Here is a 24,040-nt window from a genome sequence, read left to right as displayed (position 1 = left end):
GTTCCTAGTTGTTCCTTTTCGTTGTCACGGTTCTTCCTGGAGCCTCCAGCGGTTTGAAATAGAAATAGTGCCTTCCATCAAGAGATATCCCCGCCAGGAGGCCGTTGTACAATACCTGTTCCATTAGATCTGCGTATTTCCCTTCCCCTGTTGCAAGAAGCATTCTGAAATTCCACATGAAATTCGCAATAGCAGCACAAGATTCTGCGTAAGATCTCCTATTCGAGAGTTCATACTCTTCCCCAAACGATTCCCATTCGTGCCTTGAGCCAGCACCACCTGTGACATACATCTTTTTCGTAACAAAGTTCTCCCAAAGTCTGTTAAGAGCTCGCCATATTTGTTTGTTTCCTGTTTCAAGGTATAGATCTGTAGCGCCGCAGCACAGGTACAAAGCTCTTACTGCATGACCTGTGATCTCCTCAAGTTCCACGAAAGGTCTATGATCTATAAAGTATTCCGGCCCTGGATTTTTGGGAACACTTGCCAATCCTTTACCGCGGGCGAATATAAAGTAATTTGCAAGTTCTAAATACTTCTTGTCCCGCGTCTCCCTGTAAAGTTCCACAAGAGCCATTTCTATTTCAGGATGTCCCGGTGCGCCTTCTTTCTTTCCAGGCCCGAAAATACTTTAGATATGATCGGCAAATCTTCTTGCAACCTCGAAAAGGCTTGTCTTTCCAGTGACTCTTTTATGAGCAATAGCAGCTTGAATCAAGTGCCCCGCGTTGTAAAGCTCGTGGTTCCATGCCAAATTTGTCCACCGATCTTTCTTCCTTTCTCCAGAAAGATATGTCCCAAGGTAGCCATCTTCATCTTGAGCACTTTTAATTTCTTCTATCACGTTATCGAGAATCTTTTCTAATTCTGGAAGTTCCCTACTTGCTAAAGCAAAAGAAACCGCCTCAGACCACTTGTAAACATCCGTATCATCAAAGGGAAAATAGGTTTTATATGTCCCCTCTAACTTGCCACTTGTTATTCTAAAGTTGTCCAACCTTCCTGTATTTTCCAAAAGTTCATATTGAGTGGGAAGTGTCGTGTCCACAAGAGTTGCTAGGTATTTTTCCATGAAACCTCTTACTTCTACGGAGCTAACAGATACTGCTCTCAATTTTGCATATGGACTCCGTGAGACATCGAGAATCTTTGACAGACAAACCACCCCCATCACAAATGTAGTATTATGCACGTACCTTTACAGAAATTATATTGCTAAGTCAAGTACCTTTTGTTAAGTCAAAGTTTATTTTTCGGAGAATATCGGTAACTGTTGGGTGAATGTTCATAAAAGTCAACTATCCTTTATCCCTTCTTCCCCCACCCTTAACCCAAACTCATCTTTTAACCCTTCACCGCTCCAAAGGTGAGACCTCTTATCAGGTATCTTTGAGCGATGAGCGCGAAGACCACAACTGGAAGCATGGTAACGATACCCGCAGCCGATAGAGGCCCCCATGCGACCCTCCAGCCTGTGATGTACCTTCCAAGGAAGATGGGAAGCGTTTGTGCCCGAGCATCGTTTGTTAGAACCAGGGCTAAAAGGAACTCTCCCCAGCTTTGTATGAGTGAGAGCACAGCGACCGCTGCGAGCCCCGGGGCACTGAGGGGAAGAACCACGTAGAAGAACGCCTGAAACGGTGTTGCTCCATCGACGTAGGCTGCTTCGTCTATTTCTCTTGGAATCTCTCTGAAGAAACTTATGAGAAGCCATACACCAAGGGGCACTACTATGACAAGATGGGAAAGTATGAGTGCCCACCAGGTGTTTATGAGTCTCAGTTTTGTGAATATCACGTACAGCGGAACGGCGGACACGATGGGTGGTAACATCCTGATAGAGATGATCCACTCTGCAAGGAACGCCCCCCCTACTTTATAGCGAGCTATAGCATAAGCGGCAAGAGCACTGATCACTGTTCCTATGAGAGCTACGGAAACACCGACAACGATACTGTTTCTAAGGTATGGAAAAATGTTCTCAATAGAACCCGTCGTTCCACCGAAGACCTCCGTTTCCTTTGCCCCGGAGAAATTGGAGAGGGTAGGCCTTGTTGGAACGAACTTGGGAGGCATGGTGAACCACTCATTCGAAGGTTTAAAGGCCGTGATAATGAGCCAGTATACGGGAAAGAGAAAGAAGATCAAGCAGATAGCGACAAGGATGTATCTCACCACAGCGAGGATTTTTCTCATTATTCTTCACCTCCGAATCCCAGCTGTTGCCTCATCTTCACAAGCCTGAAGACCACGTTTACAAGGATTATGGCCACGATCAAAAGCAATACACTCAGCGCCGAAGCATAACCGATGTTCCATCCAAAAGAAACACCCACTTTGTAGATGTAAAAGCTGTAGGTGTGAGTTGCAGATCCTGGGCCACTCCAGGTTGTCATGAAAACGATGTCAAATGTCTTCAAACAGTCAATGATCCTCAGAACAAGAGCAACAAGGATCAAAGGTCTCAGGAGGGGAAACTCCACATGAAGAAAAACCCTCCCCCAGTCAGCACCATCCACACGGGCTGCATCGATGAGATCCTGGGGGATGGATTGAAGCCCTGCGTAGATCATGAGGAAGATGAAAGGAGTCCATTGCCAGACATCTATTACTATAATCCCAAGTTGTGCGTAAAACGGATCCCCCAACCACGAAATCTTCGGCACACCAAAGAGCGATAAAAACCAGTTCATCGGGCCAAAAGCAAAGTTGTAGAGCATCTTCCAGGCAACACCAGAAACGGCAGGTGGAATCATCATGGGAATGAGGAGGGAAGACCTGATGATCCTTTCTCCCCTGACACCCCTTATCAGGAAAGCTATGAGAACACCAAGGACAAGCTCTACAGGGACTGCTATCGAGAGGAGCTTTGCAGTGAATTTCATGGATTCTATAGCGGTTGAGTCTTTAAAAATCTGGAAGTAATTTGAAAGACCAATGAAGTGTGTTTCGGCACTTCTAGACAGATCGTAATCTCTGAAGGAAGCCCAAATCATGAAACCAAATGGATATATCGTCATTGCAAGAAAGAGCGCAAGAACGGGAAGAACCATCAACCAGGGAACGACTTTTCGCTTCATATGGAAAGGGGGCGCAACGCCCCCTCTTCACCTCCTTATTTGCCGAGAATCTCTTCCCACTTTTTCGCAAGATCGTTCAGTGTTTCCATGGAGAGTGGAAGCTCTTCAGACAGGATCTTGGAGAAAGTTTCAACGGTTATGTCCTCGAGCCTCGGTTCTTCCGGAATCCTTGGTCTGTGAGTCTGCGTGATGTACGTCACTTCAAGGGCCGGTACTCTAGGATCGGCTGCTCTCACTTCTGGATCCCTGAGCGTTGAGATCCTGGCCGGTGCGACAGCAAATTTCAGGAACTTGTTCTTGTCAGCCCACTTGCTGGTAGCGAAAACGATGAACTTGAACGCTGCGAGCTTCTTTTCTTCAGGTATGAACTTGTTGATACCGAGTGCCCACTGACCGCTCACGGAACGACCCGGCATGGGAATGATGCCAACCTTATCCTCACCGAGTGTGCTCTTGAAGATCAGATACGGCCCTGTCCACTGAGGCACCATGGCGACGAGTCCCTGGTTGAAGTATTCAATGGTTTCGCCGTAGTCGGATCCGAGAGGATCCGGACTGTAAGGCATGAGTCTTTTCATCATCTCAAGAGCTTTCAGTCCCTCCTCATTGTTGAAGGCTGGTTTGTGATCAGCAGTGAAGTACTCTCCGTATTCGAGATCGGCGGTTCCATGTCTCATGATACCAAGAGGCGCGTTCCTGTACTCTCCGAAGAACAGCAGGTACATGTAGAAGAGTGTGTGAGTCCTTGGGAACATGAGGGCGATTCCGTACTCGGTTGGAGAGTTCTTGTTGTACTTCTTGGTGAAGAATTCGGCTATGTCCACAACTTCTTCCCAGGTCGTTGGTAGTGTGAGTTCTCTACCGTATTTTTCCTTGAAGGCCTGCTTGATCTTCGGATCTTCGAATAGATCTTTTCTGTAGTAGAAAAGCATCGTGTTGTTGTAGAATGGAAGACCTACGAGCTTTCCCTGCCATTTTCCAGATTCTTCCAGGACCTGCGGTATGAAGTCGTCCAGGTCGTAGTCCTCCGGAACGAGTTCTGGATGTTGCATCATGAACTCACCGAGGTCGACCAGACCGAAGGACACCGCTCCCGTGGTCATCACGTCGTAAGTGAATGCGTCAAACGACCCCGCCTGGGATCTGAGATCCTGAAGCAGTTTTGGATACAGTACTTCCCACGAAAGTGGAACGATCTCCACTTGGATATCCGGGTTCTTCTTCATGAACTCCTGTGCAAGCCACTTCAAGGCGTCTGCGTTGTCCGGAGAGCAGAGAACCGAAATTTTGACTGAGAAGATGAGAGATGCGATAACGAGGAAGGCCACCAGAAAAAGTCTTTTCATGACAATCCCCTCTACTCAAAAATGGTGGATAACGGTACGTACCAATGGAAGTATACCACATCTGTCAGAAAGGAATTACCTTACAGTCAATTTGTTAACATTAATTTTCCCATCACTGAATAGGATACGTATAAAGGTACGTACTTTTGTGCTATACTATGAAGATGAATGCATCGGAAAGGAGGTTGGAGAATGATCGATCTCAAGCAGTATGAATTCTGGTTCCTTGTTGGCAGCCAGCATCTTTACGGCCTGGAAACATTAAAGAAGGTAGAACGGCAGGCCAGCAAGATAGTCGATGCATTAAACAGTGATCCCATCCTTCCTTCAAAGATCGTTCTGAAACCCATTCTGAAGAGTTCTACTGAGATCAAAGAGATTTTTGAAAAAGCGAACGCAGAGCCAAAATGTGCCGGTGTCATTGTCTGGATGCATACGTTTTCCCCTTCGAAGATGTGGATAAGAGGGCTCTCCATCAACAAAAAACCCTTGCTCCACTTCCACACCCAGTACAACAGGGAAATTCCGTGGGACACAATCGACATGGATTATATGAACCTGAACCAATCCGCCCATGGTGATAGAGAGCATGGATTCATCCACGCGAGGATGAGACTTCCAAGAAAGGTCGTGGTGGGGCACTGGGAAGACAGAGAGGTCAGAGAGAAGATTGCAAAATGGATGAGAGTTGCATGTGCGATACAGGATGGAAGAATGGGACAGATCGTGAGATTCGGCGATAACATGAGGGAGGTTGCCAGCACCGAAGGTGATAAAGTGGAGGCCCAGATAAAACTCGGCTGGTCCATAAACACCTGGGGTGTTGGAGAACTCGCAGAAAGAGTGAAAGCAGTTTCGGAAAGTGAAGTAGAGGAATTGTTGAAAGAGTACAAAGAAAGATATGTCATGCCAGAGGACGAATACAGCCTCAAAGCGATTAGAGAACAGGCGAAGATGGAGATCGCGATAAGGGAATTTCTGAAAGAAAACAATGCCATCGCCTTCACCACTACATTTGAGGATCTCCACGATCTTCCCCAGCTTCCTGGTCTTGCGGTTCAGAGACTCATGGAGGAAGGATATGGATTCGGGGCAGAAGGAGACTGGAAGGCGGCAGGGCTTGTTCGTGCCCTGAAGGTCATGGGAGCAGGCCTTCCTGGTGGTACATCTTTCATGGAAGACTATACTTACCATCTCACATCGGGAAACGAGCTTGTACTGGGAGCACACATGCTCGAGGTGTGCCCTACAATCGCCAAGGAAAAACCAAGAATAGAAGTTCACCCACTCAGCATCGGTGGGAAGGCTGATCCTGCTCGCCTCGTCTTCGATGGACAGGAAGGCCTCGCCGTCAACGCCTCGATCGTTGACATGGGAAACAGATTCAGACTGGTTGTGAACAAGGTAATGTCTGTCTCTATTGAAAGAGAGATGCCTAAGCTTCCAACAGCCAGGGTCCTGTGGAAGCCGATGCCAGATTTCAAGAGAGCAGCGACCGCGTGGATCCTGGCAGGAGGATCCCATCATACAGCCTTTTCGACAGCCATCGATGTGGAGTACTTGATAGACTGGGCAGAAGCTCTGGAGATCGAGTGCATTCTCATCGATGAGAATCTAGATCTAGAGAGCTTCAAGAAAGAGCTGAGATGGAATGAGGTCTACTGGGGACTTTTAAAAAGATGAATGAGGGGCTCCGCCCCTCATTTTTTTGGATACGTGACAGATCCTCTCATGATGAGTCTTGGTTTGAAGACGAACTTTTCTGGTTTTTCACCTTCGATCATTTTCAAGAGGATTTCTACTGCCCTTTTCCCAACTTCCTCCTTCGGATGTTCAAAGGTAGTCAGAATCTCTCTGAAATCTCCTATTGGGGCATCATCGAACCCTATGACGGAAACATCGTCTGGTATCTTCAGCCCCATTCTCCTGGCTGCGAGAAAGAACTGTAAAGCTGTTGCATCGTTGTAGCAGAAAACCGCTGTGGGGCGTTGTTCTTCAGGAAGAGAAAGTATTTCGTACGCGCTCTGCATGACGATGCCGGTGAACTCGGACACATGGAATGGTTTCTCATAGATCTTTTCAAAACCGAGTTCTCGCCCACGTTTCAGGAAGGCTTGAGCCCTGACAACACTGGGTAGATGTATGGTTTTGTAGAGGACTGCAACTCTCCTGTGGCCGTACTGGTAAAAAATCTCTGCTGTCTTTTCTCCTCCGTACCAGTCGTCCAGAACAACGCTTCCTGCACCTTCCATGTCCCAATTGGTGTGCACCAGAACTACTTTTGTTCCTTTCCGCACAACGTCTTTTATCAGATCTCTGTTTGAACGCCTGGTAGCACTACAAACTGGATCTATTATCAAACCATCCACACCAACTTCCAGCCATTCGCTTATGATCTGCCTCTCCTTGTTGGGATCCTCTGAAGCGTTTCCGAGGAACATCTTGTAGCCATTGGTGAAAAGAACCTCTTCTGCTCCGAGGGCTATGTACGGGAAAATATAACTCGTGATCCGTTGAACGAGGATTCCAACAAGTTTGTTCTTCCTTTCGATGTTGACGAACGTTCCAAGTCCTGGCTTTCTGATGACCAGGTTCTTCACAACCAGCCTTTCCAGGGCCTTTCTCACCGTCTCTCGACTGGCGTTGAACTTCTCCATCAGCTCCTTTTCTGTGGGAAGTTTGTCTCCATGCCTGTATTTTCCTGATTTTATCTCCTCGATCAAAAACCTTTCTATGATTCTGTATTTCGGAAGAATCTTGGATCACCTCTTGTTATCTGCTGAGATTTTCCACTATTTCTTTCGTATCCCTTGCGATCATGAGTTCTTCGTTTGTGGGGACAACCAGTACCTTGACCCGCGAATCCGGCGTGGAGATTATTCCCTCTTTTCCTTTTATAGTTTCTTCGTTTTTCTGTTTGTCCAGCCTTACCCCAAGGAACTCTAGGTAAGAGCAGACGTCTTCTCTGGTGATTGGGGAATTTTCACCTACACCGGCTGTGAAAACAATGGCATCAACACCGTTCATTGCCGCCGCGTACGCACCTATGTACTTGGCAATCCTGTAATGGTAGATGTCCAGGATGAGCTTACACCATTCGTCCCCTTTCAAGGCAGCTTCTTCAATGTCCCTCATGTCAGAGCTGAAACCCTTTGAAAGACCGTAAACACCACTCCTTCTGTTCAGTATATCGTACATCTCCTGAGGGGAGATTCCCTCTTTCTCCATGATGAAAAAGGGAATGGCAGGATCCAAATCACCAGATCTCGTACCCATGACGAGCCCCTCGAGGGGGGTGAAACCCATAGAAGTGTCAACACATTTTCCGTGTTTCACAGCTGCTATTGAAGCACCGTTTCCTATATGACAGGTGATGAGCTTGAACTTTTCGGGTTTCTTCCCGAGGATCTCCGCTGCCCTTCTAGAGACGTACCTGTGACTCGTTCCGTGGAATCCGTAACGCCTAATCTTGTACTTCTCGTAGTACTCGTATGGAATAGCATAGAGATAAGCCTTTTGAGGGATCGTTTGATGAAACGCTGTATCGAACACAGCAACGTTGGGCACGCCAGGAAGCAGTTTCATGGCCGCCTTTATTCCCATGAGATTTGCGGGATTGTGAAGCGGTGCGAGTGGGGAAACCTCCTCGATGGCTTCTATCACTCTCTCATCAACGAGTGCGGATTCCTTGAACTTCTCACCGCCGTGGACTACCCTGTGCCCAACCGCGTCTATTTCCTTTAGATCTTTTATGACACCGAGCTTTTCATCGACAAGGGTGTTCAAAACCAGCTTCAACGCTTCTTCGTGATTGGGAAGGTCTTTTTCTATCACGTGCTTTTCCTCGTTTACCCTGTGAACCAGCCTGCTGCCTTCCAGTCCTATCCTTTCGGCGATACCTTTACAGAGGACCTCTTCATTGACCATTCCGATGAGCTGGTACTTTATCGAAGAGCTACCAGAGTTTATCACGAGTACCTTCATTCCCTTCACCTCACACCTTTCCACTGGACCCGAAGATTCTGATTCTCTCCCTGACAGTTTCTTTCACCTGTTCAAACACGGGCTTAAAGATCTTTCGCGGATCTATTTGGGACCTGTCTTCGGAGAGCACCTTTCTCAGATAAGCGACGAAAGTGATTCTTAAGTCGGTGTCCGTGTTGATCTTGTTGATGCCGAGTTCTATTGCTTTTCTCAACATATCTTCGGGGACACCCTTGGCTCCAGAGAGCTCCGCACCGTACTTATTTGCAAGCTCAACTAGGTTCTGTGGGACCATGGAAGCACCGTGGAGAACGAGAGGGATCTGGGTGTACTCTTTCACCTTCTTCAGACGATCAAAGTCAAGCTGTGCTTCTCCTTTGAACTTGAACGCCCCATGGCTTGTCCCGATGGCAGGAGCGAGGAAGTCCACTTCTGTCTCTTTCACGAAGACTTTCGCCTCTTCTGGGTCGACAAGGACGGATTCTTTTTCCACAACGTTGTCCTCTATTCCCTTGAGTTTTCCAAGCTCCGCCTCCACACTGATACCAACGGCGTGAGCGATTTCCACGATTCTCTTTGTCTCCCTGAGGTTTTCCTCGAACGGCAGATGAGAGGCGTCTATCATCACCGAAGAATAACCGGCCTTTATGGCGGCCATGATGATGTTGAAGTTTCTTCCATGATCCAGATGGAGCGCTACGGGAACGGAAACCCTCTCGGCGAAGGTTTTTACCATCTCAACGGCAAACTCTGTTCCGGCCTCTATGTTACCTCTTCCTATGTACTTTATCGCTCCCTCCGATGTTGCCACTATGACTGGCGCGTTCTCTTCCTCGGCCGCCTCCAGTATGGCCTGCAGGAACTCCATATTGTTGAAGTTGAACGCACCGATGGCGTAACCTTCCCTACTGGCCTTATCCAGAATTTCCTTCGTGTTCTTCACGTAAGGCATTCCGTTGCACCTCCCTCAATGTGAAGGCCGGGATGCCCCCGGCCCCATTGTCCTCATTGTTTGTTCTTAAGAGCTGCCTGAGCTGCTGCGAGTCTGGCAACGGGGACCCTGTAAGGAGAACAGGAAACGTAGTCGAGACCCACTTTGTCAAAGAACAGTATCGATCTTGGATCTCCCCCGTGTTCTCCACAGACTCCAACCTTGAGATCGGGCCTCGTGCTTTTTCCCTTCTCCGTTCCCATCTTCACCAGTTCGCCAACGCCATCGTAGTCAAGTGACTTAAATGGATCGTGTTCGAGTATGCCTTTCTCGAGGTATTCGGGCAGGAACTTTCCAACGTCGTCCCTGCTGAATCCGAACGTCATCTGTGTGAGGTCATTCGTACCAAAGCTGAAGAACTCGGCTTCTTCCGCGATCTGATGAGCGGTAACAGCGGCCCTCGGAACTTCGATCATGGTTCCTATCTTGTAAGTGAGATCGACTCCCGCTTCTTTGATCATTGCATCGGCTGTTTCTTTGATGATCTTCTTCAGATACCTGATCTCGTTGACGTGTCCCACAAGAGGAATCATGATCTCAGGTATGACGTCTATTCCTTCTTCTTTCTTGAGCTCAATGGCCGCTCCAATAATCGCTTTGGTCTGCATCACAGCGATCTCAGGATACGTGATGGTGAGCCTGCATCCCCTGTGGCCAAGCATCGGGTTGAGTTCCCTGAGGTTCTCTACGACGTTCTTGAGTTCCTCGAAAGAAACTCCCGTCTGCTCAGCGACTTCCTTGATTTGTTCGTCTTCCTGTGGGAGGAACTCGTGGAGAGGAGGATCTATGAGCCTTATTGTGACCGGGAGTCCCTTCATCACCCTGAAGAGTCCTTTGAAGTCTTCTTTCTGAAGAGGCAGGAGTTCGTTCAAGGCTTTTTCTCTTTCCTCTTTTGTCTTTGCGAGAATCATCCTTCTCACTTTGGGTATTCTGTCTTTTTCGAAGAACATATGCTCCGTTCTGCAAAGACCGATTCCCTCTGCCCCGAATCTTCTGGCAACCTCTGCATCCCTTGGTATGTCTGCGTTGGTCCTCACACCGAGCCTTCTGATCTCGTCAGCCCACTGAAGGAGCTCAGCAACTGGCCCCTCGAGTCCCTGTGGTTTTATGGTCGTCACCTTTCCAAGGAGAACCTCACCGGTTGTTCCGTCGATGGAGATCCATTCTTCTTCTTTCACAGTAACATCATTGACCTTGAAGTATCCCTCTTCTGGATGAACCTCTATGGACTCCGCACCGACAACGGCAGGTTTACCCATTCCCCTCGCAACGACGGCAGCGTGAGAGGTCATTCCTCCTCTGGAAGTGAGTATTCCCTGTGCCGCTGCCATTCCACCGACGTCTTCAGGACTGGTTTCAGGCCTCACGAGGATCACAGGTTCCCCGGATTTTCCGAGTTCTTCAGCCTTTTTCGCAGTGAAGACCACCTTTCCTGTCGCAGCACCAGGTGAGGCAGGAAGTCCTTTTGCAATTACCTTTGCCTGCGCTTTCTCTTTTGGGTCAAATACGGGATGGAGCACCTGTTCAACATCTTCTGGTCTGACTCTGAGAACGGCTTCTTCCTTGGTGATGAGCCTCTCGTGCACCATATCGACTGCTATCCTTATGGCTGCCTGGGACGTTCTCTTTCCAGTTCTCGTCTGAAGGAGGTAGAGCTTTCCCCTTTCAATGGTGAATTCGATATCCTGCATATCCCTGTAGTGCTTTTCAAGCCTGTTCATTATTTCAAGAAGCTGGTTGTAAACCTCAGGCATTCTGCTCTTCAATTCCTCGAGTTTCAACGGAGTTCTTATACCGGCAACAACGTCTTCACCCTGCGCGTTGGGCAAGAACTCTCCGTAGGGCTCCTTTTCACCCGTGTTCGGATCCCTGGTAAAAGCAACACCTGTTCCAGAGTCCTCACCCATGTTCCCGAAAACCATAGCAACGATGTTCACGGCAGTTCCGAGGAGATCTCCCTCTTTAATACCGTGGATCTGTCTGTATTTGACAGCCCTTTCGTTCATCCAGCTTCCAAACACAGCATCGATAGCAAACCAGAGCTGTTTCCACGGATCCTGCGGAAACTCTTTTCCTTCTTCCTCGTAGATCTGTTTGTACCTTTCAACAAGTTTTTTGAGATCTTCTGCGTCGAGTTCTGTGTCGAGTTCCACACCTTTCTCTTTCTTCAACTCTTCAAGGGCCCTCTCGAACTTCTCATGGGAAATCTTGAGAACGACATCCCCGAACATTTGGAGAAATCTTCTGTAAGCGTCGTAAGCAAACCTCTCGTTGCTGGTCAGTTTGGCAAGTCCTTTCACCGTTTCATCGTTCAAGCCAAGGTTAAGAACGGTATCCATCATTCCAGGCATCGAGATAGCTGCACCAGATCTGACGGAAACGAGGAGTGGATTGTCGGGATCACCGAATTTCTTTCCAGTAACCTCCTCGAGTCTTCTCATCGCTTCTTCAACCTGTTCTTTCAAACCCTCTGGATACGTTCTTCCATGGTCGTAGTAGTATTTACACACCTCTGCGGAGATGGTGAAACCAGGGGGAACGGGTATTCCTAAGTTGGTCATTTCGGCAAGGTTGGCACCTTTTCCACCGAGGATATCTTTCATGTCTGCACGACCTTCTGCCTTGCCGTTTGCAAAGAAGTACACGTATTTCTTAGCCATCTTCTGACTCCCTCCTTTTCTTTTCGTATCCAAGATCTATTATAAGCTCAAAAACTCACGATTAACTTCGGTATCATTTCACGTTAACATAGAAAACCATTTTTCCGCCTTCGTAGAATCCTCTCGCCAGTACGTGGGCCTCTTCTCCTTCTCCAACGAGTGCTTCCATCACGGCCTTCATATCCAAGAATAGGAAGAAAACGTCCTTTTCACCGGGATGTTCGCTGGGGGTTTTCGGTGTGAACTGCTCACTCTTCAAAACGACCGTTCCATTATTTACAGCAAGGTGCAGATCATTCTCCAGGATGAATTCTTCCCCTTTCTTTTCGTACTGAACACCGGCTTCTTTCAGTGCCTCCTCGACAGCTTTTGAATCTTTTATTCTAGCCTTCGCCACGAGCTCAAGGGTGGTGGGTGTTGATCCCGAGATCAAGTCCATGAGAGAAGAAGAAATATTGGCACTGATGAACATGGGGGTATTCAGTTTCTCCGAAAGATTCTCTATTGCTTTTCTGAGCTTTTCGTCTGGAAGCTGGATGGGTATTTCCACGTTTTCCTCGGAGAAGCTGAGACCTGTGCTGGAAACCACATCCATTAGCCCATCGTAATTTTCCGTGTTAAATATCAGCGTTAGCTCACCGTATACGTAGTAATCCTGTGAAACCTTCTTTGGTCGACCAACCTTCTTTAGAAAGTCTCTGGAGATGTCATCGTCGGGAATTATTTCTGTCTTTATAATGAGATGATCCTCGGCCGGTTTTTTCCTACTCACAATTGTAAAGGAATAGTCTTTCACGCGAACCTTGGCGTAATTGAAGAAATCGAGACCCTTCAGCTCGTTGGGGACACTTCCGCCACCTTTCAAAGCGGCGCTCACTGCTTTGTTCGCACCAATGAAAAGGTAATCATCTTTTTCGGCCACGGCAACGTTCTCTGTCCCGAAAAGGTCGGCTACAAGAGACTTCACGCTGTTTTTTAAGGTCCTCGACTTGTCGGATGGCCCCAAAATGAAGCAGCTGTTCTCGTCATCGAGCTGCACGTAGAGGAGCTCGTGGGAGAGAAGATCGTAGAAATCCGAAGGCTCCACGTTTCTGCTGAGCAGTTGCGATTCCAGGACACCCTGGACCATCATCTCTAGACCGAGGGTCTCCGCGAGAAACCTCCCGGTGGGAAGATTTTTAAGTTCATCGTAGAAGTCCGAGAGATTTTTCACATATCGAATTGCCTTGAAATCCGTCGGCACATAGTTTAATATTTGTGAAAAAGAGAGGGCGGCGATCATCACTGAAATGAGGACAACCCACTTTTTCATAACGAAGACCTCCTTCGTTTTTTTCTTTCCAACCTTTATGATAGCACAAGAAAGGAGGTAGCAAGTTGAGAAAATCACTCGAATCAGGAAAGTGCGTAGTCCTGGAAGTCTTGGCACCGCGAGGAACAAATTTAAAAAAGTTTCTGGATTTCACTGAGAAAGCCTGGAAAACCGGTATCGATGCGTTCACAGTGACAGACATGCCTATGGGAAGGGTGAGGATGGCACCCTGGGCAGCTTCTCACTTGCTTGTGGAAAGTGGAAAAGAGGTTCTCATGCATTTTACGAGGAACACCAGGAACATGATAAGGATACAATCCGATCTTCTGGGATGTCACGCCCTCGGAATAGAAAATCTTTTGCTCCTCTCAGGAGACGATCCGTCTCACGGAGACTACCCACGGACAACTTACGTGAACGACGTTAACATACTGGACCTCATACGCCTCACAAAGCTTTTGAACGAAGGAACGGATCTTGCGGGAAACAAGATGTACGGAAAGACGAATTTTTTCGTCGGAGGGGCACTGAATCCGTTCAGTGAAAAGGATCTCGAGAGAGCAAAATGGAAAATCGAGGCTGGAGTGGACTTCCTCGTCACTCAACCTCTCTTCCAAAAGGATGTGGCGCAAAAGATCAAAGAGAAACTGAACACGAGAATACTCGTTTCAATAGCGTTCTTTGAGAACACAAAGCAGATGAGCCACTTCTCAGGTGTTCCGGGAATAGAGATACCAAAGGAGATCATCGAGTCAGCCGATAAGGGAGATGAACACGTGAAAGAGAAGAGTTTTGAGACTATTCTGAGATTCATCGAAGAGACCAAAAACATCGTTGACGGCTTCTACATAGTAGCCGTCGTAAAAGACCTCGAAAAGATAAGGATGGTGGTGGAGGTTGCCAAAGGTTGAGCTTGACCCAAGGAAAATAAAGATCCCGGGCAACGTTTTGAAGGCAAAACTCGGGTTTGGAAAGGTCAGAGAAATTCCAGAGAACTTCAAAGAGTTCGTGATGAATGCGTACGAAGAGTTACTCAAAATCGCAAAACCTGTCGTTGCGTGGAAAGATTTCGAAACGGGAGAATCTCTTTTCCTCAACGATGTAGAACTCACGGGAGATCTGGTGGAGAAGCATCTGAAAGGTAGTAGGATCATCACAGTTTTTCTTGCCACCTTGGGAAAGGGCGTGGACGAAAAGATCGAAAAATGCTTCAAAAAGGGAAATGACCTTCTCGGATTCTTCATAGATGGTATCGCATCGGAGATGGTGGAATACGCTCTCAGAAAAGTCGACTCTGATTTGAGAACAGAACGATCCCATCTGGAAGGAAGTTTTAGAATATCACCAGGCTATGGAGACTTACCTCTTTCGTTGAATAAGGAGATAGTGAAGCTCTTCAAAAATGAAGTGGACGTTGACGTGCTCGAGGATTCCTATGTTCTCGTTCCCAGGAAAACTATCACGGCACTCATAGGGTGGAGGGAAAAGCATGAGAAACAGACATGAGATTGCAAAAATACTATCGGAAAAAGTCTTGCTCCTGGATGGAGCATATGGGACGGAATTCATGAAACTGGGATACGACGAACTCCCGGAGGAACTTAATATAAAGGTGCCCGAGGTGGTTTTCAAGGTTCACAAAACGTACATAGAGAGTGGTTCCGATGTTGTGTTAACGAACACCTTCGGTGCCACGAAAATGAAACTGAAAAAGCACGGCTTGGAGAACAAGCTGGATCTCATCGTTAGAAACGCCGTGAGAATCGCCAGGAAAGCCGCCGGCGAAAAACTCGTGTTCGGCGATATAGGTCCAACAGGAGAGCTACCCCATCCACTCGGGAACGTTCTGTTTGAACAGTTCTACGAGAATTTCAAAGAAACAGCCGGGATCATGGTGGAAGAGGGTGTGGACGGCATCATCCTGGAGACGTTTTCCGACATCCTGGAGCTAAAGGCAGCGGTTCTCGCGGTGAGGGACGTTTCAAAGGATGTTTTCCTTGTAGCGCATATGACGTTCGACGAGAATGGAAGGAGCCTCACTGGGACAGACCCCGTGAATTTCGCTCTCACCTTTGATGAGATGGAAGTCGATGCCCTGGGCATAAATTGTTCACTCGGGCCGGAGGAGATCCTTCCTATCTTTCAAGAACTATCTCAATATACGGACAAGTTTTTAGTCGTAGAGCCGAACGCCGGAAAACCAGTTTTGAAAAACGGAAAGACGATTTACCCCTTGAAGCCAGAGGACTTTGCCGTTCATATAGATTCTTACTACGAGGCGGGCGTGAACATCTTCGGTGGATGCTGTGGTACCACTCCCGAACATATCAAGTTGTTCAGAAAGGTGCTTGGAAACAGAAGGCCACTTCAGAGGAAAAAGAAGAAGATCCTTGCCGCCTCTTCTCCATCAAGGCTTGTGACGTTCGACCACTTCGTGGTGATAGGAGAGAGGATAAATCCGGCGGGAAGGAAGAAGTTGTGGAGGAAAATGCAAGAAGGAAACGTGGAGGTGGTAATGAACGAAGCAAAGACCCAGGTGGAGAGCGGTGCGGAGATTCTCGATGTCAACTTCGGCATAGAATCTCAGGTAGACCCAATATACGTAGAAAAGGTGGTGCAGTCACTTCCCTACACAACGAATGCACCCCTATCCCTGGACGTACAGAGCTTAAACCTAGCAGAAAAGTCCTTAAGAGTGTATCCTGGAAGACCCCTGTTCAATTCATCGAAAGTCACGGAGAAAGAGCTCGAGAAGAAAATAAACATGTTAAAAAAATACGGAGGAGTTCTCATCGTGCTTCTCATGGAAAAGGACATTCCGAAAACCTTCGAAGAAAGAAGAAAGAACTTTGAAAAAGCTTTGAAGATTCTAGAAGAGCATAAGTTCTTGGACAGAGTGCTGTTCGATCCAGGGGTTCTACCCCTTGGTGCCGACGGAAAGCCCACCGAGGTCCTGAAGACCATAGAGTACATCTCAAAGGCGGGCTTCAAAACAACCGTTGGACTCTCCAACCTCTCCTTTGGCCTGCCCGACAGGAGTTTTTACAATACAGCATTCCTCGTCCTTGGAATATCGAGGGGATTGAGCTCAGCCATCATGAATCCCCTCGACGAAAGTCTGATGAAAACTTTGGGTAGCACACTCGTGATTCTTGAGAAGAAAGAGCTTCCGAGAGCTGAGGTAAGAGAAGAAAAACTGGTGGAGGCGATACTCTCTGGAAGGAAAGATGATGCTGAGAAAGAAGTGGAAAATCTCTTGAAAGAAAAAGATCCCCTCTCGATAATAGAAGAACATTTGAGACCGGCCATGGAAAAGATCGGATCGCTCTACGACAAGGGGAAAATATTCCTTCCTCAGCTCATTCTCGCGGCTCAGACGGTAAAACCAGTCTTCGACAAGCTAACATCGATGCTGCCAGCTGAAAATCAAGGAGAGACCTTCGTCATAGCGACTGTGAAAGGAGACGTACACGACATAGGGAAAAACATCGTGGCATCTGTTGTCAAGAGTAGCGGATATCGAGTCGTGGATCTGGGAAAAGACGTTGATACCCATAGAATAGTGGAGGCGGTGGAAAAAGAAAAGCCGATTGCACTGGGTCTCTCCGCCATGATGACGACCACCGTGGGGAGAATCAAGGATGTCGTTGAAAGTCTCAGAAAAAAGGGATTGAAAGTCCCGGTGATAGTTGGGGGCGCTTCTCTGAACGAAACGCTTGCAAAGGAACTGGGAGCCGATTACTATGCAAAGAACGCTTCCGAAGCGGTGAAGATACTGAAGTCTCTTGGGAGATGAGAGTATGGACACGATAGTAGCAGTTGCCACACCGCCCGGAAAGGGAGCGATAGCGATCTTGAGGTTGAGCGGACCCGAAAGCTGGGACATTGTGAGAAAACGGTTCAAAACCCGATCACACATCGTTCCAAGAAGGGCAATCCACGGGTGGATACAGGAAAACGAAGAAGACGTTGATGAAGTGATGGTGATCTTCTATAAATCTCCAAGAAGTTATACCGGAGAGGACATGGTAGAAGTGATGTGTCATGGCGGGCCGCTTATTGTGAAGAAGCTCCTGGACGTATTTTTGGAAGCTGGAGCAAGGATGGCAGAACCGGGCGAGTTCACCAAACGAGCCTTCCTGAACGGAAAGATGGATCTTACCTCCGCCGAAGCAGTGAGGGATCTAATAGAAGCGAAGAGTGAAACGAGTTTGAAGCTCTCCTTGAAAAACCTGAAAGGTGAATTGAGGCAGTTCGTTGAAACGCTGAGAGAAAAACTCATAAACGTTCTCGCGGAGATCAGGGTGGAACTGGACTATCCCGATGATGTGGAAACGGACGTGGAGAGTGTTAAAACAAAGATCGAATCGATTCACAAAAAACTGAAAGAGGAACTGGAAAAAGCAGACGCCGGCATCATGCTAAACAGAGGCCTCAGAATGGTGATAGTGGGAAAGCCGAACGTGGGAAAGTCTACTCTTTTGAACCGGCTTTTGAAAGAGGACAGAGCAATCGTTACCGATATACCTGGAACCACGAGGGACGTGATAAGCGAGGAGATTGTGATAAAGGGTATTCTGTTCAAGATCGTGGACACTGCGGGAGTGAGATCCGAAACGAACAACCTGGTGGAGAGGCTGGGAATAGAAAGGACTTTTCAAGAGATAGAGAAGGCTGACATCGTCCTCTTCATGCTGGATGCCTCGTCACCACTGGACAGTGAAGACCGTATGATACTCGAGAAGATAAAGCACAAAAGATACCTCGTTGTGATAAACAAAGTGGATATCATCGAAAGAATAGACGAAGAAGAACTGAGAAGGAAACTTGAAACCGGAAAGCACATAGTGAAGATATCCGCACTGAAAGGAGAGGGGCTAGAAAAACTGGAAGAAGCCGTGTACAGGGAAACACAGGAAATATTCGAGAAGGGTTCTGATTCTCTGATAACGAATTTCCGCCAGAAACAACTGCTTGAAAGTGTGAAGGAATCTCTAGAAAACGCCATCAGCTCTCTGAAAAACGATATGCCGATCGATTTGATTTCCATCGATTTGGAAAGGGCCCTTCATGTTCTCGATGAAGTCACTGGGAGGAATTTCAGAGAAGATCTTCTGGACACGATATTCTCAACTTTCTGTGTGGGAAAATAAAGGGGAAGGGCCCCCCCTTCCCCATCACTTGACCTTTTCCTTGAGTGCCTTCCCAGGTCTGAATTTCGGGACTTTCCTTTCGGGAATGGTGATGGGCTTCTTGGTCTGCGGATTCACACCTTTTCTGGCGGCGGCTTTCCTTACTTCAAAGCTTCCAAAGCCAACCAGCTGAACCTTTTCTCCCTTTGCGAGTGCTTCTGTGATCGTTTCGAGGATAGCATCGAGAATCTCCTTCACATCCTTCTTCTTCGCGCCCGCTTTCTTCGCCACTCTGTCGACGAGTTCCTTCTTGTTCATGAAACCCCCTCCTTCCTAGGGTTATGAAGCGATTTCCTCACCGCTTGTAAATATACCATCTTGTGTAAGGGATTTGCAAGTCTCTATACAAAGGCAATTCGAGGATGCTATATTCTAAAATCAGCATTAGAAGTGGTTTTGGGAATCATAGAGAAAAAAATTAGATTTTTTACCAAAAGTTTACAATCTCTCCAGAATCCTCTTCGCCACTTCAACGCTTCCTACTACCCTCGCTATCTCCTCAACAGAAGCAGAACGAATGTTCTCTATGGAACCAAAACACTCGAGAAGCTTCTTTTTTCTAACAGGACCCACACCTGGAATCTCATCCAATGCAGACTTGAGGGACTCTTTTTCCCTCCTCTTTCTGTGATAGTTGACAGCAAATCTGTGGGTTTCATCCCTCACCTGGACAAGGAGCCTCAAGGCAGGATGGTTCTGCGGAAGCACGATGTCTCTTTCTTCGGTGACGATGACTTCTTCTTTTTTTGCAAGACCGACAACAGGGCACGTTTTTCCCAGATCTCTCAGTGCCTCCAGTGCAGCATTCACCTGCCCCCTTCCACCGTCCACGAACAGCAGATTCGGAATGGGATGTTTGCTGTACCGCCTTCTTACAACTTCTCTTATCGCTTCGTAATCGTCGGGACGCTCCAGGTTCAACCTGTACCGTCTATAGTCACTCTTCTTCGGAAAGCCGTTCTCGAACACCACAAGGGAAGCAACGGTGTGTTTTCCTTGAAGATGAGAAACATCGATTCCCTCTATTCTGTAAATAAAGTCTCTCAGTCCCAACAGCTTCATCAACTCTCTCAGTGCTTCTTTTTTCAATCCCCTCATGCTCAGCTCGTTCTCCAGATTTTTCTTGGCCTTTTCCAGCAGGTCTTTTTCCAGCTGAGAGCGGGGTCTTCCTATGTACTGGAATCCCAGTGAGGTGTAATCCATCTCACCCGGATCGTCCTCCACTATGAGACAGTTCGGCACATCTCCCCTGCCGGATACGTAAAATTCTCTTATGAAATCGTCTATGCTCCCTCCTTCCATCTCGAAGGCGATTTTCCCCATCAGATAGCCGTCTCTTATCCTCAGGACGACGAACAGTCCATGAGAGTGAACCACAACGTCACAGTTGATCTCCTCCTCGAAGGTAACTCCCTGTGATTCCAGAATGTTCGAAAGGTTCAGGAGCAAATCCCTGTATCTTGCGGCGTTCTCGAAATCCAGCATCTTGCCGTGAAGCTCCATCTTTTTGTGCAGGTAATCAAAGACATCCCTCATGTTTCCAGAGAGGAAGTCCTTCAGTTTTTCTATCGCTTCCCTGTGTTGATCGACGTTACCAACGCACGGTCCAACGCACCTTTTGAGATGAAAGAGGAAACAGGGTCTTTTCACCCTGCTCAGATTAAACTTGCACGTTCTGAACCCCAGTATCCGTTGAAGCGTCTCCAGGAGATCTCGAACGAAGCGAACCGTTGTGTAAGGACCAAAGTACGTACCATCTTTCAACCTTCTCTTCACGATTTCCACATAGGGAACTTCATCGTTTGAGATCCGAATGTAAGGGTAAAATTCCGTGTCCCTGAGACGAACGTTATATTTCGGTTTATGTTTTCTTATGAGATTGGCTTCCAGAAGGAGTGCTTCTTTCTCGTTCGTCACCACGATCGTTTCCAAGTCATCTGCCTCTTCCACGATTCTCTCAACCTTCTCTGAGGAGGGATTGAGATAGCTTTTCAGTCTGGCGGAGAGTTTCTTTGCCTTTCCTATGTATATGGGAGTGCCACCCTTTTTGAACAGGTAAACCCCCGGATCATCCGGTGCAAGTTCGATCCTCCTTTTGATCGTTTCCTTCAAAAACCTTCCTCACCTCCTCTTCGGTGAGGAATCTGTACTCACCCGGTTTCATCTCACGAGGAAGCTCGAGACCGCCTATTCTGACCCTCTTTAAACGAACTGTTTTCAAACCAACCACTGCTATCATCCTCTTCACCTGATGATATTTTCCCTCTGTTATGACAATTTTCAGTGCGTCCTTCGAAAGTTTCTCCGCGTGCTTTGCCCTTGCAAAAAAACCGTCTCTCAAAGTCACACCGTTCCTCAACCTTTCCAACCTGTCTTCTGTTATTTCTCCTTCTACCTCGACGACATACTCCTTCTCGATCGCCCATTTTGGTGAGATCACCCTGTGGGCGAATTTCCCATCGTTGGTCACTATGAGGAGCCCCTCTGCATCCTTGTCGAGTCTTCCCACAGGGAATATACCCTTTATCTTCGGCAAGAATCCCATGATGGTCTCCGAGTGAGGATCGTTGGTGCTCGTCACATAACCGGCAGGCTTGTAGAAGAGGATGTAGACTTTCTTGGGAGGGTCTATTACCCCACCGTCAACCTTTACCACATCTTTCTCTGAAAGTTTATAAGCAGGATCGAGGACAACTTCATCATCGACGGTTACTCTTCCCTGTTTTATGAGTTTCCTCACTTCCTTCCTTGTTCCTATTCCCCTGTTTGAGAGGTACCTGTCCAGCCTCATTTTCTCTTTCCGTCCAGATAGATTATGAGATTAGATATATCGGAGGGATTGATACCGGGAATCCTCATAGCCTGTCCTATCGATCTTGGCCTGATTCTCTTCAACTTGTCCCTCGCTTCAGTGGATAGGTTGGGAACGGTATCGTAATCTATGTCCGTGGGTATTTCGTAATTTTCGTACTTTTCGAAGATCGTCACCTCTTCGAACATCTTCTGAATGTATCCCTCGTACTTCACGTTGATCTCCACCTGCTCTACGACCTCCGAATCCTCTATGGGGTTCGGGTCAAGGCCCTTCAACGCTCTGTAACCCAGCTCGGGCCGTTTTAGGAGCTGATAGAGAGAGGTTGCCTCTTTCAAAGGAGTCGTACCCTCGCTCGCCAGAAGATCGTTGACCTTACCTGAGGGCTTGATTACGACCCTCTTGAATCTTTCTATCTCTTCTTCGACTCTCTTTTCCAGTCTCAACACTTTTTCATAGAACCATTTTGGAATCAATCCCACACGGTAGCCGTACTTCGCCAGCCGAAGGTGGGCGTTGTCGTGTCTCAAAAGAAGCCGGTACTCCGCCCTTGAGGTGAGCAATCGGTAAGGTTCGTCGACTCCTTTCGTTACCAGGTCATCTATCAGAACTCCAATGTAAGCTTCTGATCTTTTCAAAATGAGAGGAGGTTCCCCTCTCAACTTCAAAGCAGCGTTTATACCCGCTATCAAGCCCTGACCAGCTGCTTCTTCGTAGCCACTCGTTCCGTTCACTTGTCCTGCAAAAAATAGATTCTCCACGATCTTCGATTCGAGAGTCGGATAAAGCTGCCTTGGGTCTATGTAGTCGTACTCAATGGCGTAAGCTGGACGTGTGATGATGGCGTTTTCCAGGCCCCTTACGCTCCTTATCATCTTTATCTGGGCTTCGTACGGCAGACTCGTGCTCAGCCCGTTTAGATAGTATTCTTCTGTGTCTCTGCCCTCTGGCTCGACGAAGACTTGGTGGGACTCTTTGTCTTTGAATTTGACCACCTTGTCCTCTATCGATGGACAGTACCTTGGGCCAACGCCTTCTATGAGTTTCACAGTTCCGTAAAGTGGTGAAAACTCAAGGTACTGCCTTATTATGCTGTGGGTTTCAGGATTCGTTCTTGTGAGCCAGCAAGGGTAATCTTTGGGCAAAACTTTAGGCTCATCGAAAAACGAAAAAGCCAAAGGCTCGTCCGCTGTGTCCTGTCTTTCCATGACGGAAAAGTTTATGCTACGTTTCAAAACTCGAGCCGGAGTGCCTGTTTTGAATCTTCCAACTTCGAATCCAAGTTCGATGAGACTCTGAGTGAGCTTCGCAGCCTGGAACTCGCCCATCCTCCCCGCGGGAAAGACGGATCGCCCTATGAAGATCTTCCCCCTCAAAAACGTGCCAGTTGTGATGATGACGACCTTTCCCAGATAGTCTATTCCGTAGTTGTCGACAACTCCAACAACCTTTCCCCTTCCTACCAGGAGTTTTTCGGCGATTCCATGTCTCAAAACCACGTTCGGATGTGTTTCCAGCTTTCTCTTCATAACCCTGCTGTAGGAGATCTTATCGATCTGAGCCCTCAGTGCCCTAACGGCTGGCCCTTTGCTCACGTTCAGCATAAGCACGTTGATCATCGTCTCATCGGTGGTTTTGGCCATTTCACCACCGAGAGCGTCAATTTCACGCACAACAACACCCTTCGCGGGACCACCGATGGCAGGATTGCAGGGAGCCCAACCCACCGTGTCAGGATTCACAGTGAGCACGAGTACTTTGAAACCCATTCGAGCAGAAGCCAGAGCTGCCTCTATACCGGCATGACCAGCACCCACAACTATGATGTCATAGACTCTGTCGTCATCTGGCCTCAAGATCTCACCTCATGCGAGTCTTATGGGCATGACGATGTAGATGTAACCGGAGATATCGAGGGGATTTATCTGGCAGGGACTGGTTGAGTCCACAAAGTTCATCTCCAGTTCTTCCGTCTCGATACGTCTCAGAGCGTCCGCTATGAACTTCGGGTTGAACGCTATGATGAGGTCTTCACCCTCTTTCTGAATCTCCAGCTCGTCGACGACTTCACCGTAGTCTGGACTTTTGCTCACAAGTCTCATCGTGTTCTCTTCTATCTCAAACTTCACAGATTCACTCCCCCTGCTGGCGATCACCATCACCCTCTTCAGAGACTCCTGAAGAGCCTTTTTTGAAGCTACCACCTTCGTTTTGAAAGTGTCGGGTATCACTCTCTTATAATCGGGAAATTCCGCGTCCACCATTCTCATCACGGTTTCAACATCACTCGTTGTAAGAGAAACTCTCCGTCCATCGTATCTCACGGTTACCGTTGGTTCTGTCGTGTTGTCCAAAACGTTCTGGACCTCCTTCATACTCTTCAGAGAAAGCAAAAAGTTTGTCTCTTCCTCGTTTTCTATCTGCTCTTCAGCTAGAGCGAGCCTGAATCCATCACTCGCCACGAGTCTAAGGAGATCTTTGTGGAGCTCCCAGAACACACCGTTCAGGTTTCTCATGAACTCGTCAGTTGCCGCCGCGAATATGACCTTTTCAACCATCTCCTCCAGAAGTGAGGTGTCAATTTCGAAGGATATTCCAGATTCCGCTGGGGCAATGTCCGGGAATTCATCAGCCGGCATGGTGGTTATCCTGAAAACTGTGCT

Annotated in this window: 18 protein-coding genes and 1 pseudogene; 5 read left to right on the top strand and 14 right to left on the bottom strand. The window is 47.7% G+C overall.

Going from position 1 to position 24,040, the window contains the following annotated elements; translation table 11 throughout:
- Positions 1–28: 28 nt before the first annotated feature.
- The 4 genes and pseudogenes from J7K79_RS07100 to J7K79_RS07085 form a co-directional block, all read right to left on the bottom strand.
- Positions 29–1,156: pseudogene (locus J7K79_RS07100) on the bottom strand (beta-L-arabinofuranosidase domain-containing protein); the annotation flags it as partial.
- Positions 1,157–1,344: 188 nt separating this feature from the next.
- Positions 1,345–2,196: a carbohydrate ABC transporter permease gene (locus tag J7K79_RS07095; protein WP_296906855.1), complete on the bottom strand. Its 852-nt coding sequence runs from the start codon at positions 2,194–2,196 to the stop codon at positions 1,345–1,347.
- Positions 2,196–3,080 carry a carbohydrate ABC transporter permease gene (locus J7K79_RS07090; RefSeq protein ID WP_296906853.1) on the bottom strand — a complete coding sequence of 295 codons (885 nt, stop codon included), beginning with the start codon at positions 3,078–3,080 and terminating at the stop codon, positions 2,196–2,198. The genes J7K79_RS07095 and J7K79_RS07090 overlap by 1 nt, the downstream gene beginning before the upstream one ends.
- A 35-nt stretch (positions 3,081–3,115) precedes the next feature.
- Entirely contained in the window at positions 3,116–4,426 is a 1,311-nt protein-coding gene (locus J7K79_RS07085; protein WP_296906851.1) for a sugar ABC transporter substrate-binding protein, read from the bottom strand.
- Between the two features lie 192 nt (positions 4,427–4,618).
- Between J7K79_RS07085 and araA the strand changes: the two genes are divergently transcribed.
- Positions 4,619–6,109, top strand: a complete 1,491-nt coding sequence (araA, locus tag J7K79_RS07080; protein ID WP_296906849.1) for an L-arabinose isomerase — start codon at positions 4,619–4,621, stop codon at positions 6,107–6,109.
- A gap of 17 nt (positions 6,110–6,126) precedes the next feature.
- On the opposite strand, the gene J7K79_RS07075 is transcribed toward araA, so the two are convergent.
- The 5 genes from J7K79_RS07075 to J7K79_RS07055 all read right to left on the bottom strand — a co-directional run bounded on the left by J7K79_RS07075 (position 6,127) and on the right by J7K79_RS07055 (position 13,373).
- A complete protein-coding gene (locus J7K79_RS07075; RefSeq protein ID WP_366932603.1) occupies positions 6,127–7,182 on the bottom strand; it encodes a GntR family transcriptional regulator in 1,056 nt (351 codons plus the stop codon).
- Positions 7,183–7,198: 16 nt separating this feature from the next.
- Entirely contained in the window at positions 7,199–8,410 is a 1,212-nt protein-coding gene (gene ackA, locus J7K79_RS07070) for an acetate kinase (RefSeq protein ID WP_296906847.1), read from the bottom strand.
- Positions 8,411–8,420: 10 nt separating this feature from the next.
- On the bottom strand, positions 8,421–9,362 hold the full coding sequence (gene fba, locus J7K79_RS07065; RefSeq protein WP_296906845.1) for a class II fructose-1,6-bisphosphate aldolase: 942 nt from the start codon (positions 9,360–9,362) through the stop codon (positions 8,421–8,423).
- A 53-nt stretch (positions 9,363–9,415) separates the two neighbouring features.
- The gene (gene ppdK, locus J7K79_RS07060) at positions 9,416–12,061 is read right to left on the bottom strand and encodes a pyruvate, phosphate dikinase (protein ID WP_296906842.1); all 2,646 of its coding nucleotides are present in this window, start codon (positions 12,059–12,061) and stop codon (positions 9,416–9,418) included.
- Between the two features lie 73 nt (positions 12,062–12,134).
- Positions 12,135–13,373: a hypothetical protein gene (locus J7K79_RS07055; protein WP_296906839.1), complete on the bottom strand. Its 1,239-nt coding sequence runs from the start codon at positions 13,371–13,373 to the stop codon at positions 12,135–12,137.
- A gap of 65 nt (positions 13,374–13,438) precedes the next feature.
- Here J7K79_RS07055 and J7K79_RS07050 point away from each other — a divergent pair, with 65 nt between their 5' ends.
- From J7K79_RS07050 to mnmE, 4 genes are read left to right on the top strand one after another with little or no spacing between them, the layout of a single operon-like run.
- Positions 13,439–14,284 (top strand): methylenetetrahydrofolate reductase, encoded by an 846-nt coding sequence (locus tag J7K79_RS07050; RefSeq protein ID WP_296906837.1) that lies wholly within the window; start codon positions 13,439–13,441, stop codon positions 14,282–14,284.
- A complete protein-coding gene (locus J7K79_RS07045) occupies positions 14,271–14,879 on the top strand; it encodes a methionine synthase (RefSeq protein ID WP_296906835.1) in 609 nt (202 codons plus the stop codon). Before J7K79_RS07050 ends, J7K79_RS07045 begins: the two co-directional genes overlap by 14 nt.
- Positions 14,863–17,169: a homocysteine S-methyltransferase family protein gene (locus J7K79_RS07040; RefSeq protein ID WP_296906832.1), complete on the top strand. Its 2,307-nt coding sequence runs from the start codon at positions 14,863–14,865 to the stop codon at positions 17,167–17,169. The genes J7K79_RS07045 and J7K79_RS07040 overlap by 17 nt, the downstream gene beginning before the upstream one ends.
- 4 nt (positions 17,170–17,173) lie before the next feature.
- Complete coding sequence (gene mnmE / locus J7K79_RS07035; protein WP_296906830.1) at positions 17,174–18,526, top strand: tRNA uridine-5-carboxymethylaminomethyl(34) synthesis GTPase MnmE; 1,353 nt, start codon at positions 17,174–17,176, stop codon at positions 18,524–18,526.
- A gap of 24 nt (positions 18,527–18,550) precedes the next feature.
- Here mnmE and hup read toward each other — a convergent pair whose 3' ends face one another.
- The 5 genes from hup to dnaN form a co-directional block, all read right to left on the bottom strand.
- Positions 18,551–18,823, bottom strand: a complete 273-nt coding sequence (gene hup, locus J7K79_RS07030) for a DNA-binding protein HU (protein WP_296906828.1) — start codon at positions 18,821–18,823, stop codon at positions 18,551–18,553.
- 180 nt (positions 18,824–19,003) lie between these two features.
- Positions 19,004–20,677 (bottom strand): excinuclease ABC subunit UvrC, encoded by a 1,674-nt coding sequence (gene uvrC, locus J7K79_RS07025; RefSeq protein WP_296906825.1) that lies wholly within the window; start codon positions 20,675–20,677, stop codon positions 19,004–19,006.
- Positions 20,634–21,356, bottom strand: coding sequence for a pseudouridine synthase (locus J7K79_RS07020; RefSeq protein WP_296906823.1), 723 nt, complete (start codon positions 21,354–21,356; stop codon positions 20,634–20,636). Before J7K79_RS07020 ends, uvrC begins: the two co-directional genes overlap by 44 nt.
- Positions 21,353–23,233: a tRNA uridine-5-carboxymethylaminomethyl(34) synthesis enzyme MnmG gene (gene mnmG, locus J7K79_RS07015; RefSeq protein ID WP_296906820.1), complete on the bottom strand. Its 1,881-nt coding sequence runs from the start codon at positions 23,231–23,233 to the stop codon at positions 21,353–21,355. The genes J7K79_RS07020 and mnmG overlap by 4 nt, the downstream gene beginning before the upstream one ends.
- Before the next feature lie 9 nt (positions 23,234–23,242).
- Positions 23,243–24,040: DNA polymerase III subunit beta (gene dnaN / locus J7K79_RS07010; RefSeq protein WP_296906818.1), on the bottom strand; the 798-nt coding region annotated here is incomplete at its 5' end.

Origin of the sequence: Thermotoga sp. (genome assembly GCF_021162145.1) — a bacterium.
Lineage (GTDB): Bacteria > Thermotogota > Thermotogae > Thermotogales > Thermotogaceae > Thermotoga.
Note: the sequence above shows the minus strand (reverse complement) of the source record. Positions and strands in the feature narration are given on the sequence as shown.

What these genes read in the sequence shown, in the direction of transcription:
- J7K79_RS07095 (WP_296906855.1), bottom strand. Translation starts at nt 2,196, where the DNA reads ATGAGAAAAATCCTCGCTGTGGTGAGATACATCCTTGTCGCTATCTGC.
- J7K79_RS07090 (WP_296906853.1), bottom strand. Translation starts at nt 3,080, where the DNA reads ATGAAGCGAAAAGTCGTTCCCTGGTTGATGGTTCTTCCCGTTCTTGCG.
- J7K79_RS07085 (WP_296906851.1), bottom strand. Translation starts at nt 4,426, where the DNA reads ATGAAAAGACTTTTTCTGGTGGCCTTCCTCGTTATCGCATCTCTCATC.
- araA (WP_296906849.1), top strand. Translation starts at nt 4,619, where the DNA reads ATGATCGATCTCAAGCAGTATGAATTCTGGTTCCTTGTTGGCAGCCAG.
- ackA (WP_296906847.1), bottom strand. Translation starts at nt 8,410, where the DNA reads ATGAAGGTACTCGTGATAAACTCTGGTAGCTCTTCGATAAAGTACCAG.
- fba (WP_296906845.1), bottom strand. Translation starts at nt 9,362, where the DNA reads ATGCCTTACGTGAAGAACACGAAGGAAATTCTGGATAAGGCCAGTAGG.
- ppdK (WP_296906842.1), bottom strand. Translation starts at nt 12,061, where the DNA reads ATGGCTAAGAAATACGTGTACTTCTTTGCAAACGGCAAGGCAGAAGGT.
- J7K79_RS07055 (WP_296906839.1), bottom strand. Translation starts at nt 13,373, where the DNA reads ATGAAAAAGTGGGTTGTCCTCATTTCAGTGATGATCGCCGCCCTCTCT.
- J7K79_RS07040 (WP_296906832.1), top strand. Translation starts at nt 14,863, where the DNA reads ATGAGAAACAGACATGAGATTGCAAAAATACTATCGGAAAAAGTCTTG.
- mnmE (WP_296906830.1), top strand. Translation starts at nt 17,174, where the DNA reads ATGGACACGATAGTAGCAGTTGCCACACCGCCCGGAAAGGGAGCGATA.
- hup (WP_296906828.1), bottom strand. Translation starts at nt 18,823, where the DNA reads ATGAACAAGAAGGAACTCGTCGACAGAGTGGCGAAGAAAGCGGGCGCG.
- J7K79_RS07020 (WP_296906823.1), bottom strand. Translation starts at nt 21,356, where the DNA reads ATGAGGCTGGACAGGTACCTCTCAAACAGGGGAATAGGAACAAGGAAG.